The following is a 14,971-nucleotide window of genomic DNA, read 5'->3' on the forward strand; positions in this document are numbered from 1 at the left end:
CACTCCTATGCTTTCATATTCTCTATATTTTTCTGCATCTGTGATAATACGTTCTTTAACATACTGCGTTCTTCCGCGCTGACGCCGGCAAGCATTTCCTTTATGAAACGCTCCTTCTCTTTTTTGGAAGTCTCAATTCTCTCCCGCCCCTGTTCAGTAAGCCTGACAAGTATGATTCGGTTGTCCTCGGGCTTCCGTCTTCTTGTGACCATTTCTTTGGCTTCAAGCTGTTTCAAGTGTCTTGTAACGGCTGCGCCATCAATATTCACCTTTTTCTGAAGATCGCTTTGGCTGATCTCATCAACGTGAAAGAGCACGGCGAGAAGCTCAAGGCGGGATTGGCTGATTCCGGTGCACGCTTCAAATTTTGCTCCGATCACTTTATGCAGTGATTGAAGCTGATATAAAATCTCGCCTTCCTGTGAACAACATGTTGTCAAAACCCATCCCCACTTTCTTATGCACAATTAATTGACTAGTCAATGTTTGATACATCAACAATATACATCCATCATTCTTTTTTTGCAAGTTTTTTCTCCTTTTTTTAAAAAAAGCTGCCGGTTAACGGCAGCTCTTAATGATTATGAACTTTTCTGAAATTACTGCCTTTTACTTCAGCCACATCATAGACCGTCACAAAGGCTTGCTTATCAATGTCATTAATAATTTCCTTCAGTTTGGTTTCTTCCAAACGGTTGATGACACATGTAATTTCTTTGAATTTTTCATGGGAAAAACCGCCGTATGCTTCTTTGTAAGTAGCGCTGCGGCCCAATTCCTCACGAATTGTCTCTACCATTAATGCAGGCTCGTTGGTGATAATCTGAAATGTTTTAGAACCGCTTAAACCTTCTTCAACCACATGAATAACCTTAGACGCAATGTAGTAAGCAATGACGGAAAGCAAAGCGCCTTGCAGCCCGAACACAAATGAAACGAAAATAAACACAAAAATGTTTAAAAATAAAATGAGGTCGCTCGTGCCGAATGGCAATTTCCGTGACAGCAGCACGGCCAGCATATCAATTCCATCTAAAGCGCCGCCGTTACGCAATGCCAATCCCATTCCCAAACCAAGAATAATCCCGCCGACAACGGTGATTAATAGGGTGTCTCCCTCAATGATTGCCGGAGTGTGGTGGAAAAAAACCGTGCCCGCGGCAAGTGAAGCAATACCGATAATTGATAGAAACGCAAAGTTTTTCCCGATTTGCTTATATCCTAACCAGACAAACGGTATGTTGATAGCCGCAATTAAGATCCCAAGAGGCAGATGAAACAGCTGTGAACCGACAATGCTGAGTCCGGTCACCCCGCCGTCAGATACGCTATTCGGAATCAATACGGTTTCCAGCCCGTAAGCCGCTATAATTCCGCCGATAATGACCATAATAGCCCGTACGATAGATTTTGCTCTGGATTTCTTACGTTTTTGTTTTTCGATTGTACTCATCTCATTCCCCGCTTCAATTATTTTGTCTTATTTAAATATACCATAATTGATACTTTTCGTTAAAAAACAAGCCTGTCAGCCGATTTTGAAGCAGGAACCAAAAAAGGTGATTTTACAGATAACGTATCCATTTATGACCATTATCATTCAAAAACAGTAAAAGGAATTAACATCCATTAATATTCTCTTTTGTTTCCCTTCTTCACATATTCCCAATCATGTTCTATATTTTTTCTCACCCGCTGAAGGAGGCTGAAAATGGTTTCTTTTTCTTCAGGCGTAAAGCCGGACAAGGCTACTTCCGCAGAGTGCTCTCCTTCTCTTTGCAATAACGGGTAAACCTTTCTCCCTTTCTCAGTCGGGAACAGTTTTTTTATTTTTTTATTTTGATCATCAGGATGCTTTTCAATAAACCCTTGTATTTCCAGTTTCTTTATCGCTCTCGCCGCTGTTGTTCGGTCAACTTTAATCATTTCCGCCAATTTTTCTTGTATTATCCCCGGGTTTTCACATATTCGCACAAGATAGAGGTACTGCCCTTTGGTTAAGTCTAATTCTTTAAATTCAATATTGCTGATGGAATCCAATGCCCGTGCGATCATGCCGATTTCCCGCAAAATATCAGTCATATCTTTTCAAACCCTTCGTATTTTTATTGCATTTGCAATAAAAATGTTTTATCGTTACTTCTATAAGACCACAAGCAAGCCGTGCAGTCCAGACTAATATGTGAAAAGGATTGATTGATCATGAAGATAAAAAGAATCACAACGGAAATTGATTTACAAACAGCTTTTGATATTAGAAAAACGGTATTCATCGAGGAACAGCAAGTACCTGAATCTGATGAATTTGATCAGTTCGATACGCTTCAGGAACAGTGCCGCCATATCTTGGTTTTTCATGAAAATCAGCCTGTCGGCACAGGACGCGTCCGCATCGTAAACCATACAGGTAAGCTCGAACGAATCTGCATCCTGAAGCCTTACCGCAAATACGGATTAGGCAAAGTGATGATACGCGAATTAGAAAACATCGTGAAAGAAAAAGGCATCACTCAATGTAAACTGCATGGACAAACACATGCGGAAGGCTTTTATCACAAACTGGGCTATCAGACAAGTTCACCGGAATTTATGGAAGACGGCATCCCGCATGTCTTAATGACAAAAGAGTTGGCTTCGCCTAATGACAGTGAAACATCCGGATCCCTTCTTTTTTGATCTTTTAAAAAAAACGAATCAGAAAGAAGACGCTCCAGCAGCCCACAACCCTGAGGACTGGTTCCCATGGGGAGAAGAGGCCTATCTATAAAATAACGAAAGCCTTATACAGGGGCTTTTTTTCTTACCCAGAAACAATTTAAAGCGGGCTTCACCCGAGTATAAAACTTTACTTGAAACGGTTATGCCTTGACAAATACAAATACTTGAAATACGGTATTTCAAGAAATACTGAAATATAATCGAATATGATGAAAGGAGATGATTAAACTGACACACGAATCCGCTGTTAAAATATACAAAGCGCTCGGCGAATCAACACGTTTAAAGATTGTGAAGATGCTCACCGAACATTCAGAGATGGCTTGTTTAGATATGGGCACTCGTTTAAATATCACTTCCCAATCAACATTAACATACCATTTAAAACCGTTGCTGGATTGTAACCTTCTATCCGTTCGAAAAGAAGGAACGTTTCGTTACTATCGTTTAAATCGCCAAGTCCTAGAGCAATATGCCCCCACTTTACTCAATAAATAAAGTGGGAAAATTCTTCACATCCATTATTTCAGTATTTATAGAAATACTGAGAATACACTTACATAAACGTTAATTTGAAGGGAGTTTTAAAAATGTCGACATTCTTCATACCAGAAAAGTCAGAGTTCGTAGAGGCAAACGGAGTTCATTTTGCTTATAGAAAATTTGGAAAAGAGACAGGAACCCCTCTGGTTTGTTTAGTCCACTTCAGAGGAACAATGGAAAATTGGGACCCAGAGCTTATGGGGAGGTTGGCTGCAGATAGACCTGTTATCATTTTTGACAATACCGGTATCGGTGAATCAAGTGGTGAAACGCCTTCTACTGTAGCTCAAATGGCTAAGGATGCTGCATCCTTCATTAACGCACTAGGTTTGAAACAGGTCGATATTTTGGGCTTTTCCCTTGGCGGCTTTGTAGCTCAAGAGTTAGTCATGCAGCATCCTGATTTAATTCGCCGAGTTATATTGGCTGGAACCGCTCCTCGATCAGGAACCGGATTAAGATCCAGAAATGATGTACGTGAGGCCAGCACGGGGAATATAGAAGATGCTGATTCCGCCATCCAACAATTCTTGTTCCTATTTTATCGCCCAACTGAAACTAGCCGGGCACGTGGAATTGCATCATTAAAGCGTATTTTTGGCCAGAAAAAATTTAATAGTTCTTTGCAAGTGCTTAAAGCACAAAGTGAGGCAATAGCAGAATGGGCTAAACAAGGATCAGATCAGTCATATAAATGGCTAAACAATATTACGCACCCCGTACTCGTAACAAACGGTATTGACGACGTTATGGTTCCAACAGAGAACAGTTATATTCTTACACAACATCTCCCTAACGCCCAACTCATCATTTATCCGGATTCTGGACACGGACACTTGTTTCAATATCCTCACCTATTTGCCGAACATGCGAAGCTTTTTCTTGATGCATAGACTTTAAATAAGTTTCACCGTTTGTATATAGTATGATGTCTTCATTAACAGCAAACCAGGGAGAATAATCTTGAAAAGATTGATTAGGATTATTCTCCCGATATAATCTGAATAAGCTAATATTTAATATCCGATAATCAATATTCGTTTGAGCCGGTGCTGGTCAGCATCGGCTATTCGCCTTGTCATTGATGTCATGATTTGTTCTTAAAACAGGAAAGTCTACGAATAGTGTAATAATACCTATATTATTAGTTAATATTACCTTAAATTTAACTTAATTCCCTTAATAATTAATAAAATACATCTTTCTTTTTTGTATAATTTTGAGTGATTACATGATTAAGGAGATGTTTGCATTATTAAAAGTTTTAAGTAAGTCATTAGTTATTATGATGACGATTGTATTTAGCTTTGCTGTTTTCTCAAATTCAATGAGCCAGTCAGCACACGCTGCGGTGGAGAATGAGTAAATTTAGGGAAAGGTTATAAAGCTAGATTTGATGAGCCTCATGATAAAAAGACTGGTAAATGGCATGTACATGTATACAATGGAAAAAAAGAAATTGCCAGTGAAAATATGGATGGAACAAGCCATGATGGAAGTCACTTATCAAAAGCACCTAAATCAGCAGTCAAGAAATTAACGAGTACTTCTCAATGGAAAAAGTATAAGAAAAAAGAAAATCAACTTTCTGAAGCTCGAAAACAAGTACATAAAAAAATCTGGTGGCAGATGGTAATTGATCCTACACCTCTTATTGTGTTAGCTGCGGCATTAGCCATTGCATTAGTAGCTTAAATTAAGAAACGGAGATAAAGAAATATGAGAACTTTAAACACGAGATTTAAACGTTTATTGAGATTAAGAGATTTTGAATTCTTTCAAGTGGAATTAAACGATGATGACAGAACTGCTTTTTTGTTATTCATTGATGAAAGATCGCTAGATTCTGAAGAAGATAATAATGTAAAAATATTTCTAATTTCCCATTTCGAGTTATCTGAATCGTCATATCAAGATGTACTAAGTTTTAATGATGATCTTTTAGGTATGAAATATAATTGTTCATATGTAATGGACACTTTAACTGTTAAAGAGGAGTTTGATTTCGATTTTCCATTTGACATGCTTGCAATTCGAGAGTATGTTCAAGAGTTATTGTCCACTTTAAAAATAGACAAAAAACTCCCTAAACTTAAAGAAACGGATTTTAATTATTTATCTCAAGAATAGTAAGTACGTTAGATAAAAAATAAATATTTAAGTTTAGTTTTGATTTGTCTTTTTGCAAATTGTATTTATCTGGCGATCTTGATATTGTGATAAGAAAACAGCAGATTTCTGAAGATTTCTGAAGGGGTCTGCTGTTTTCCCGACAATGGATTTTTTTACATTCAGTAACATGTTATTAGTGCCACGCCTATTAGATCAATAATTCGGATTCTCCACATTCAATCTCATCTTCAATCTCTGATAATTTAGTTTCAGCTAAAGTTCTTTACTTCTGATTTCGTACATTCCCATAAAAAAAGAAATAATACTCAATCATTTTTGATAAACTGCCTTCTTTTCTTTCAAAATTTCGTAGGTATTCTTAACTTCTTCAACGTCTTTTGATCTCAAATAAAAATTAACATTAGTTCGTGTCTAAAATCTAAAAGTTGATAATATAGGAGGAAGGACATCTTGCTTCATTTCGACTTCTTCTAAAAGGGTTCATTTCTGACTTCTTGTTTTGAGCTTCTTCAGTCTTTTTTTTCTTTATGGTTAAATACCATGAATTCAACTTAGATATTAAAACTTCATATGGAATCCTAACATAATTAAACATTATACTATGTTTCCTTCCCTCTCTTTTAAGTAAATCGGCTAAGTTTTGTATTTATTTATAATTAGTGTGATAACCTAAATGTAAATAAAAAAACGAAAAAAGGTGATCCCATGCCCGCTAACAATAAACCCAACAGCTTAATCACGGAGAAGTCACCTTACTTACTCCAACACGCCCACAACCCAGTGGACTGGTTCCCATGGGGAGATGAAGCCTTTGAAAAAGCAAAACGCGAAAACAAGCCGGTTCTTATCAGCATCGGCTATTCGACTTGTCATTGGTGCCACGTAATGGCTCACGAATCCTTTGAAGACGAAGAAATCGCCGGTATGTTAAATGATAAATTTATAGCCATCAAGGTTGATCGTGAGGAGCGGCCTGATGTGGATTCCGTGTATATGAGAATTTGCCAATTGATGACGGGGCAGGGCGGGTGGCCGCTGAATGTGTTCGTCACACCTGATCAGAAGCCGTTTTATGCGGGGACGTATTTTCCGAAGACGAGCAAATTTAACCGCCCGGGTTTTATCGATGTGCTTGAACATCTGTCCGAAACGTTTGCGAATGATCGGCAGCATGTCGAGGATATCGCGGAAAACGCCGCCGCTCATCTTGAAGTCAAAGTTCATCCGACCGAGGGCATGCTTGGCGAACAAGCGGTACATGACACGTATCGTCAGCTGGCAGGCGGGTTTGATACGGTGTACGGCGGGTTCGGCCAGGCTCCGAAATTTCCAATGCCTGATATGCTCCTGTTTCTGCTTCGCTACTACAGCTATACGGGCAAGGAACAGGCATTGGCCGGCGTAACCAAGACACTCGACGGCATGGCGAACGGCGGTATTTTTGACCACATCGGGTTCGGATTTGCCCGCTACTCGACTGATAATGAATGGCTCGTGCCGCATTTTGAGAAAATGCTGTATGACAACGCCCTTCTCCTCAGCGCTTATACAGAAGCTTATCGAGCGCTACAAACAGATTGCGACGCAGATCGTGACGTTTATTCAGCGGGAAATGATGCATGAGGACGGCAGCTTTTTCTCAGCATTAGACGCCGATACAGAAGGCCGCGAGGGGAAATATTACATATGGTCTAAAAAAGAAATCATGAATCTGCTCGGTGACGAACTCGGCTCACTTTATTGCAAGGTGTATAACATCACAGAACAAGGCAATTTCGAAGGAGAAAACATTCCGAACCTCATTTTCACGCGGCGTGAGGCCATCCTTGAAGAGACCGGTCTTACTGAACACGAGCTGACCGAACGCCTTGAAGGCGCACGAATAAAATTGCTGGAAGCGCGGGAAAACAGAAGCTATCCGCACACAGATGACAAGGTGCTGACCTCATGGAACGCGCTCATGATTGCCGGATTGGCAAAAGCCGCAAAGGTATTTCATGAGCCGGACTTTCTCAGCATGGCGGAAACAGCGATCCGTTTTCTCGAACGGCATCTTATACCGGACGGGCGCGTCATGGTCCGCTATCGTGAGGGCGAAGTAAAAAACAAAGGGTTTATCGATGACTACGCTTTTCTGATCTGGGCTTACCTTGAACTGTATGAGGCAGGTTTTAACCCGTCTTATTTGAAGAAAGCGAAAACGTTATGTACAAGCATGCTGGATCTGTTCTGGGATGAACGGCACGGAGGATTTTTCTTTACCGGGAATGATGCCGAGACCCTTCTTGTGAGAGAAAAAGAAGTCTACGACGGTGCCGTCCCTTCCGGAAACAGCGCGGCAGCCGTTCAGCTGCTTCGTCTCGGCCGCCTGACGGGTGATGTATCGCTGATTGAAAAAGCCGAAGCCATGTTTTCCGTTTTTAAACGGGAAATAGAGGCCTATCCGAGCAGCAGCGCTTTCTTCATGCAAAGCGTACTGGCGCACATAATGCCTCAAAAAGAAATCGTCGTTTTCGGTAGCAAAGATGACCCGGACAGAAAGTGGTTCATTGAAGCGCTTCAGGAGCATTTCACTCCCGCCTATACAATTCTCGCCGCGGAAAATCCGGAAGAGCTTGCAGGCATTTCTGATTTTGCCGCGGGTTATGAAATGATTGACGGAAAAACGACGGTTTACATTTGTGAGAATTTCACCTGCCGCAGACCCACCACGGATATTGATGAAGCGATGAATGTATTACAAATCAGCAGCAGAGCCTAGGCGCCCTGTTGCTTTTCTTTTTTCACAAAACGGAATGCGAGCCATGCGAAGATCATATTGATCACCAGACTCGATATGCAATCATATATTTCATAGCCGCCGGCTGATGAAAATATCGATGGAATGGCGCCGTAAACCGAATGATCCTCGGTGAGAAAGATAAATAAAAACATATTATTGGCAGCGTGACCGCCCAGGGACAGCTCCAGACTGCCCGTTTTAATCGTGATAAAGGTCCAGATCACACCAATGGTGACATATCCGATTCCCGCCCAGAGAGCCCCATTTTCCATCTCCGGATTTCCGAAGTGAAGGACGCCGAATAATCCGCCGATGATGGCAGTCAGAACCACCGCGTTTGCCGTCAATTTCCCGGCGAACTGAAGCAGAAAACCCCGAAAGAGAAATTCCTCCGCAGAGGTTTGAATCGGCACCAAAAAGACGGCCGCCGCTAACAGCAGCAGAAAGCGCGAAGCATGGAATTCCTGAAGCGAGAATCGATCCGGGTGGAATAAAAAATCAACCAGCCCCGCAATAAACATCAGCAAAATATAAGTGCCGAATCCAAAGAAAATCCTCTTCCAGTTCAGCGACTGATTCGGTGTGATAATAGATAAAAACCGCCGTTTCATAATGAAACGAACCGCTATCCAAATGCCTGGAATCGCTATGAAGTAGACGATATGCTGTAAATAAATATCCGCCAGCGGGTCACCTAATGCCAACTCATCCCAGTTTATCGTCAATGACGGATTGAACTCGGATATGAGAAGCATATAAAATACGGTCAATATGCTTCCGAATAAGAACAAACCCACTATGACCAGCAGAGAAAGAAGATATCTCCATACACTATTTTTTCCCTCTGCGGGCCGTACAAAAGTATTCATATTTATGCATCAGCTTCCTTTCCTTCAACATTTTACAATAGAAACAGAAACAGATATAGGAAATTTCATATATTTTTAAGAAGAAAGCGCTATGCCGTTTCCTTCGGCTCTGGTTATTTACACTCTGTTTTTGCCAAAAAAAGACCTTTATAATGTATTTGTCAGATTAATTTACAGTATTTTCTGATTACAATTGCCAAGTCAGGGGGTTTTTTATGAAACATCAGACATTCTCAAATGTAGCGAACCGTTTAGACCGTCTCCCCATTTCACGTGTGCACTATCAAGTATTAACCGCTCTCGGAATCATCTATTTTTTTGATCTCGCTGATCTGTTTACGCTCAGTAATGTGGCTCCGGCGCTGATTGAGCATTGGGGTGTAGAGCTGTCCACCATTGCTGACATTACGGCTGCATCCTTCTTGGGCATGTTTTTAGGCGCCTCTCTCGGCGGAAGGCTGTCCGATCGGATCGGCAGGAAAAAAGCGCTGAATTGTTTTGTCCTTATCTTTTCGATCTCATCTTTTCTGAATGCGCTGGCATGGGACATTCCTTCCTTAATGATTTTCAGATTTTTGACGGGTCTCGGCGTCGCAGCCGCCATGATTGTGACGAACAGCTACTTGGCGGAGTTCTTTCCATCCTCCGTACGGGGAAAATATATCTCCTTTTGCGCCATGATCGGATTAATCGGCGTTCCCGTCACAAACGTCGTATCCGCTTTTGTCATTCCTTTAGGCTCATGGGGATGGCGGCTCGTCTTTGTATGGGGCGCGGCCGGTCTCATTTATTTCTTTTTTATCCGCCGGCTTGAGGAATCGCCGCGCTGGCACGAAAATCGCGGTGCATATAACCAGGCAAACGCCATTATGAATCGGCTTGAAACCCGTGTAGAAAAAGAAAAAGGCCCGCTCCCCGCACCGAAAGAAGCAGCAGAAGTACATGCCGTGAAGCACGCCGGCTACTTAGGACTGTTTCAGGGCAGGAATCTAAAAATCACCATCATCCTGTCAGCGGTATGGATCCTTGAAACCTTTGGCTTTTACGGCTTTGCCTCATGGGTGCCAAGCCTGCTGAAAAGCAACGGCATCACCATGGAAAAAACGCTGTGGTACAATGTGCTGCACTCTGTCGGGGCCCCGCTTGGCGCATTGCTCGGATCCATGATATCCGAAAGGTTCCAAAGGAAATGGATTCTGGCCGCAAGCGCTTTTCTGACTGCAGTCGCCGGGCTGCTGTACGGCATGACGTTTATTCCCGTCATGATTATTGTGTTTGGATTTGTCGTCAACGTCACAGAACGGATATTCACCTCAAATCTATACGCATACACATCAGAGCCGTATCCTACGGAATATCGCTCGGCAGGGAGCGGGCTGGCGTACGGGCTCGGCCGTTTTTCCAACATATTCGGCTCTTTGCTCGTCGGATTTATTGCCATAAAGCTCGGCTACATCAGCGTCTTTTTGTTTATCGGCGGCTGCTGGCTCCTATGTTCCGTTCTGTTAATCCTCTTCGGCCCGAAAACAAATGCACAGCAAATTTAAACAATAAAACAGTGCGGACTCACTCCGCACTGTTACACTGTGATTTCTATCAAATTGCCTTCCCAATCCTCTATCACGCTCTCATAATATCCGTCACCCGTCACGCGCGGGCCGCTTACAACCTGAAATCCGTCGTTTTTAAACGTCTCCGTCAGTTCATTCACCCGCTCCTTGCTGCCTGTAGAAAATGCGAGATGCGCCCACCCGGTCATATTCTGTGACGGCGTTTCCTCAATGCCGCCTTTTTTCATAATTTCCAGCCGGCATCCGGAGTCAAATGAAAGAAAATACGATTTGAAATCCTTTTTCTCATTATGATAAAGGTCATTGGCTTTTGCGCCAAAGTATTTCTCATAAAACTCTTTCATTCGTTCTAAATCTTTCACCCATATCGCTGCATGTTCAATTTTCATATGTCCGCCTCCTTTTTTTTCTCAATCTATTTATAAGCCATGAAATCCATTTCAGCTCAAGTCTTTTTCCGCTGAAATTGGTGCATAATTTGTTTTTTAGCCGTTTCTCCGTTCAAAAACAGCAAAAACGCTTCCTTTCCGACCCGTTCCAAATGAAGTTCCAAGGAAGGAATATTCAAAGCCCGGCTGACGCTCACATTTCCCTCGCCGATGATCTCCACGTCCCATTTCTGTTCTTTCGCAAACTGGTACAAGCCGGCAGCCACATCATCACTGTGTGCATAAATAGCCGTCGGCGGCTTGCTGAAACCCCGGAAGTGCTCACCAGCACGCTTTCCGTCGTCCATATCGTGGCATCCGATTAGAATGCGGGTTTCATCAAAAGAACCGAAAACTGCTTTATAGGCGTTTACCTTATCGGTCGTACTTGGGCTTTTTGCCGCTTCCCGCACACATGTAAAAGCAACGTCTCGATGCCCGCGGTTTTTCAAATACAAAAAGCTCTCTCTGTATGCCGCCTGTCTGTCATTATAAGCGCAGGGAATCGCTTGGTGCTGTGTATATTCACAGGCGACAATGGGGCCGTATTCAAGGTAAGGCACGGCTGTTTCCCATTCATTCGCGCGGGAGGTGACAAATCAGTCCGTCAATCTTTTTCATTTTCAACAGTTCGAAATATGTAATCTCTATAGCGGGGTCATAGTTGGTGGGGAGAAGAGTTGTCACGTAATCATGGGCAAACGCTTCCTTCGTGATACCGTTTACAATTTTGTCAAAGCAGGGATGATCACTGTACGGCAATATCACGCCGATCGTATTGGTCTTTCCGCGAATCAGATCAATGGCGGTTCGATTAGGCGTATAATCCAGCTCCTTCATCACTTGATTCACAAGACGCCTTTTCTCCTCAGATACGTACGGATGGTTGTTTAGCACGCGTGATACGGTAGCCACCGACACATTCGCCAGTTTCGCAATCTCTTTTATATTTGCCATGTGCTCCTCCATTTTCGGTAATAAAAAAGCAGCAAGAGTGAATTTCTCTTACTGCTATCTCATCATAAATCCAGTGTCATTTCAACAGGGCAATGGTCCGAACCCATGATATCGGCACAAATGGCCGCCTGGGTGATCCGCTGCTTCAGCCTGTCTGAAACAATAACATAATCAAGCCGCCAGCCGATATTTTTCTCGCGTGCATTCGTCCTGTAAGACCACCAGGAATACGCGCCTTCCTGATCGGGATATAAATAGCGGAATGAGTCGGTAAATCCGGCATTCAGCAGTACGCTGAACGCTTCCCGCTCCTGATCCGAGAAACCTGCGTTCTTTCGGTTGGCTTTTGGGTTCTTCAAGTCTATCTCCCTGTGCGCAACATTCAAATCGCCGCATAATATCACAGGCTTCTTCTGATCAAGCTTTTGCAGATAATCCTTAAAATCCGCTTCCCACTGAAGACGGTAATCAATTCGCTCTAACCCGCGTTTGGCATTTGGCGTGTAACAGTTGACGACGAACACATTCTCAAACTCAAGCGTGATCACCCGTCCTTCTTGATCATGGTCGTCAATTCCCAATCCATAAGAAACTTGCAGCGGCTTTACTTTCGAAAAAACAGCCGTCCCTGAGTAGCCTTTTTTCACTGCATAGTTCCAATAGTCATGGTATCCTTCAGGCTGCAATGATACTTGTCCGTCCTGTACTTTTGTTTCTTGCAGACAAAGAATATCGGCTTTCGTTTCCTGCAGGCAAGTATTGATATCTATCTTTTTCATCACGGCACGCAAGCCGTTTACATTCCAAGAAATCAGTTTCATGTGTTCCCTCCCGCCCGGCTCAGCCGGTATTAACAATCTTACTTCAGTGTTTCAATGTTTCTGCCCTCTAATGCCAGCAGCTGCTTTTTCATTTCTAAACCGCCTCTGAATCCGGTCAGTTTGCCGTTTTTCCCGATGACACGATGACATGGAACCGTAATCAACACCGGATTTGCCCCGATTGCGGCGCCCACGGCTCTTACGGCTGTCGGTTTCTGAATCATTTCTGCAATATCCGAATAGAAGTATGTCTCACCGTACGGTATGTCCATCAGCGCTTGCCATACAGCCAGCTGAAATTCTGTTCCGTAAAGATCCAGCGGCACTGAAAATGCTGATCTGCCGTTTTCGATGTACTCGGACAGCTCTGCCGTGTAAGGCGCCAGTTTTTCATCATCACGCACCAAGCGGTGTTGCGGCATTGCTTTTCCTGTCCACCGCTCAAGCTCTTCAAAGTTTCCATGATTCGAACCTATAAAGCAAAGCCCCGTAGAAGTGGCGGCTGTATACAGACTCCACTCATTCCGTGTGAAGAGTGTCCAATAAACCATAGTCTCTTTACTCATAGTGAATCTCTCCCCGTCCCTTTCCGGCAGTTTTTCTGTATGCTGTAGGCGAACTTCCCGTTCTCTTTTTAAAAAGAGTCGCGAAATGTGCTGTGTTTGGAATTCCGACAGTCAGAGCGATCTCCATAACTGTCTTATCAGTATAGAGTAAAAGGTGTTCCGCCTTCGTCAGTCTTTTTATCTGAATATACTCAATGGGAGACAGCCCCCTGATTTTTTTAAATGTCCGCTGCAAATGATAGGGGCTGCCGTGACACATATCGGCCAGCACGCTCAGAGTCAGTGATTCGTGATAGTGGCTGTCAATATACTCGGTGATTTGCGCAATCCATTCTTCATCAGGAAGACGCAGACCGTTGGGACGGCACCTTTTACAGGGACGAAAATTTCTCTCCAGCGCTGCATCAGCCGTATCAAATACCAGCACGTTTTTCTTATTCGGAACTCTCGACTTACAAGAAGGCCGGCAGAAAATCCCCGTCGTTTTTACGGCATAATAAAATGTCCCATCATAGGAAGCATCATTGTGAATGATTGCATTCCACTTTTCATCTGTCAGGATATTTCTTTCCGTTTTCATCTCAGCCACCCCCTGTTTCTCAGTATAAACAAATCCATTACATAAGTACGCTTATTTGAATAGAGGAGCAAGATAACAAAGATAAGACTCAGAAGCATTTCTATGTTTCATGTGGAACATTTCGGCAGGGGGTTGAGTGATATAAAAAAAGAGCAGGAGCCCGCGGGCTCTTGCTCTTTTCTTTCGGCTTACTCGCCAGTTACGTATGGAAGTAAAGCCATTTGACGTGCGCGTTTGATCGCGATAGTCAATTTACGTTGGTATTTCGCGTTTGTTCCAGTTACACGGCGAGGTAAGATTTTACCACGCTCAGAAACAAACTTTCTAAGAAGATCTACATCTTTGTAATCGATGTGCGTAATGCCGTTAGAAGTGAAGTAACAAACCTTACGGCGTTTCGCACGACCGCCTCTGCGTCCTCCTGCCATTGTCATTTCCCACCTTTCTTGTTATGAATATAGCGATAATCTATTAGAACGGAAGATCATCATCCGAGATGTCAATCGGCTTGCCGTCGTTGGCAAATGGATCATCATTAAAGCTGTTCCCTTGATTTCTTCTCTGGTTGTTCTGATTTCCGCCGAACGGATTATCATTTTGGCCTCCGCCAAAGTATTGGCCTCCGCCGCTGTTTCCTTCGTTGTATCCGCCTGAACCAGAACCGCCGCTGTTTTTAGGCTCAAGAAATTGAACACTTTCAGCTTGGACTTCTGTCACGAAGACACGCTGTCCCTGCTGATTTTCATAATTTCTTGTCTGAAGACGGCCGTCTACGCCGGCAAGGCTTCCTTTTTTAAGAAAGTTTGCAACGTTTTCGGCTTGTTTTCTCCAAGTGACACAATTAATGAAATCGGCTTCACGTTCTCCAGACTGGTTCGTGAATGTACGATTCACAGCTAGAGTAAACGTGGCGACAGCCGCACCGCTTGGCGTATAACGAAGCTCTGGGTCTTTTGTTAGTCTTCCGACTAATACAACTCGGTTAAGCATATGAAAGACCACC

At 43.1% G+C, this 14,971-nt stretch carries 17 protein-coding genes and 2 pseudogenes; 8 read left to right on the forward strand and 11 right to left on the reverse strand.

The features are described from left to right. Window positions 1-5: 5 nt before the first annotated feature. From BAMF_RS40270 to BAMF_RS40280, 3 genes and pseudogenes are all read right to left on the reverse strand, one after another. Window positions 6-495 (reverse strand): annotated as a pseudogene (locus BAMF_RS40270) (MarR family winged helix-turn-helix transcriptional regulator). Between the two features lie 79 nt (window positions 496-574). Next, the gene (locus BAMF_RS40275; protein ID WP_013354247.1) at window positions 575-1,453 is read right to left on the reverse strand and encodes a YitT family protein; all 879 of its coding nucleotides are present in this window, start codon (window positions 1,451-1,453) and stop codon (window positions 575-577) included. 176 nt (window positions 1,454-1,629) lie between these two features. Further along, the gene (locus tag BAMF_RS40280; protein ID WP_013354248.1) at window positions 1,630-2,082 is read right to left on the reverse strand and encodes a MarR family winged helix-turn-helix transcriptional regulator; all 453 of its coding nucleotides are present in this window, start codon (window positions 2,080-2,082) and stop codon (window positions 1,630-1,632) included. 120 nt (window positions 2,083-2,202) lie between these two features. On the opposite strand from BAMF_RS40280, the gene BAMF_RS40285 reads away from it, so the two are divergent. From BAMF_RS40285 to BAMF_RS41960, 7 genes are all read left to right on the forward strand, one after another. Further along, a complete protein-coding gene (locus tag BAMF_RS40285; RefSeq protein ID WP_013354249.1) occupies window positions 2,203-2,676 on the forward strand; it encodes a GNAT family N-acetyltransferase in 474 nt (157 codons plus the stop codon). A 339-nt stretch (window positions 2,677-3,015) separates the two neighbouring features. Then, on the forward strand, window positions 3,016-3,216 hold the full coding sequence (locus BAMF_RS41075; RefSeq protein ID WP_308727134.1) for an ArsR/SmtB family transcription factor: 201 nt from the start codon (window positions 3,016-3,018) through the stop codon (window positions 3,214-3,216). 92 nt (window positions 3,217-3,308) lie between these two features. Continuing rightward, window positions 3,309-4,154 (forward strand): alpha/beta fold hydrolase, encoded by an 846-nt coding sequence (locus BAMF_RS40290; protein ID WP_013354250.1) that lies wholly within the window; start codon window positions 3,309-3,311, stop codon window positions 4,152-4,154. 580 nt (window positions 4,155-4,734) lie between these two features. Beyond that, window positions 4,735-4,956: a hypothetical protein gene (locus BAMF_RS40295; RefSeq protein WP_013354251.1), complete on the forward strand. Its 222-nt coding sequence runs from the start codon at window positions 4,735-4,737 to the stop codon at window positions 4,954-4,956. Window positions 4,957-5,043: 87 nt separating this feature from the next. Then, window positions 5,044-5,391 carry a hypothetical protein gene (locus BAMF_RS40300; RefSeq protein WP_041481748.1) on the forward strand — a complete coding sequence of 116 codons (348 nt, stop codon included), beginning with the start codon at window positions 5,044-5,046 and terminating at the stop codon, window positions 5,389-5,391. A gap of 708 nt (window positions 5,392-6,099) precedes the next feature. Further along, on the forward strand, window positions 6,100-7,017 hold the full coding sequence (locus tag BAMF_RS41955; protein WP_013354253.1) for a thioredoxin domain-containing protein: 918 nt from the start codon (window positions 6,100-6,102) through the stop codon (window positions 7,015-7,017). Continuing rightward, on the forward strand, window positions 6,914-8,155 hold the full coding sequence (locus BAMF_RS41960) for a thioredoxin domain-containing protein (protein WP_232502495.1): 1,242 nt from the start codon (window positions 6,914-6,916) through the stop codon (window positions 8,153-8,155). The genes BAMF_RS41955 and BAMF_RS41960 overlap by 104 nt, the downstream gene beginning before the upstream one ends. Here BAMF_RS41960 and BAMF_RS40310 read toward each other — a convergent pair. Further along, window positions 8,152-9,045, reverse strand: a complete 894-nt coding sequence (locus tag BAMF_RS40310) for a CPBP family intramembrane glutamic endopeptidase (protein WP_013354255.1) — start codon at window positions 9,043-9,045, stop codon at window positions 8,152-8,154. The two genes, BAMF_RS41960 and BAMF_RS40310, sit on opposite strands and share 4 nt — an antisense overlap. Window positions 9,046-9,260: 215 nt before the next feature. Here BAMF_RS40310 and BAMF_RS40315 point away from each other — a divergent pair, with 215 nt between their 5' ends. Further along, window positions 9,261-10,592, forward strand: coding sequence for an MFS transporter (locus tag BAMF_RS40315; protein ID WP_013354256.1), 1,332 nt, complete (start codon window positions 9,261-9,263; stop codon window positions 10,590-10,592). Between the two features lie 32 nt (window positions 10,593-10,624). Here BAMF_RS40315 and BAMF_RS40320 read toward each other — a convergent pair whose 3' ends face one another. From BAMF_RS40320 to ssbA, 7 genes and pseudogenes are all read right to left on the reverse strand, one after another. After that, window positions 10,625-11,005: a VOC family protein gene (locus BAMF_RS40320; protein WP_013354257.1), complete on the reverse strand. Its 381-nt coding sequence runs from the start codon at window positions 11,003-11,005 to the stop codon at window positions 10,625-10,627. A gap of 56 nt (window positions 11,006-11,061) precedes the next feature. Beyond that, a pseudogene (locus tag BAMF_RS40325) lies at window positions 11,062-12,001 on the reverse strand (LacI family DNA-binding transcriptional regulator). A 62-nt stretch (window positions 12,002-12,063) separates the two neighbouring features. Next, window positions 12,064-12,822 (reverse strand): exodeoxyribonuclease III, encoded by a 759-nt coding sequence (gene xth / locus BAMF_RS40330; protein WP_013354260.1) that lies wholly within the window; start codon window positions 12,820-12,822, stop codon window positions 12,064-12,066. 38 nt (window positions 12,823-12,860) lie between these two features. Beyond that, window positions 12,861-13,388 carry a methylated-DNA--[protein]-cysteine S-methyltransferase gene (locus BAMF_RS40335; protein ID WP_013354261.1) on the reverse strand — a complete coding sequence of 176 codons (528 nt, stop codon included), beginning with the start codon at window positions 13,386-13,388 and terminating at the stop codon, window positions 12,861-12,863. After that, entirely contained in the window at window positions 13,381-13,968 is a 588-nt protein-coding gene (locus BAMF_RS40340) for a bifunctional transcriptional activator/DNA repair enzyme AdaA (RefSeq protein WP_013354262.1), read from the reverse strand. The genes BAMF_RS40335 and BAMF_RS40340 overlap by 8 nt, the downstream gene beginning before the upstream one ends. Before the next feature lie 188 nt (window positions 13,969-14,156). Next, on the reverse strand, window positions 14,157-14,396 hold the full coding sequence (rpsR, locus tag BAMF_RS40345; protein ID WP_004392983.1) for a 30S ribosomal protein S18: 240 nt from the start codon (window positions 14,394-14,396) through the stop codon (window positions 14,157-14,159). A gap of 43 nt (window positions 14,397-14,439) precedes the next feature. Next, the gene (ssbA, locus tag BAMF_RS40350) at window positions 14,440-14,958 is read right to left on the reverse strand and encodes a single-stranded DNA-binding protein SsbA (RefSeq protein ID WP_013354263.1); all 519 of its coding nucleotides are present in this window, start codon (window positions 14,956-14,958) and stop codon (window positions 14,440-14,442) included. Between the last annotated feature and the right edge of the window lie 13 nt (window positions 14,959-14,971).

It is taken from the genome of Bacillus amyloliquefaciens DSM 7 = ATCC 23350, assembly GCF_000196735.1.
GTDB classification, from domain to species: domain Bacteria; phylum Bacillota; class Bacilli; order Bacillales; family Bacillaceae; genus Bacillus; species Bacillus amyloliquefaciens.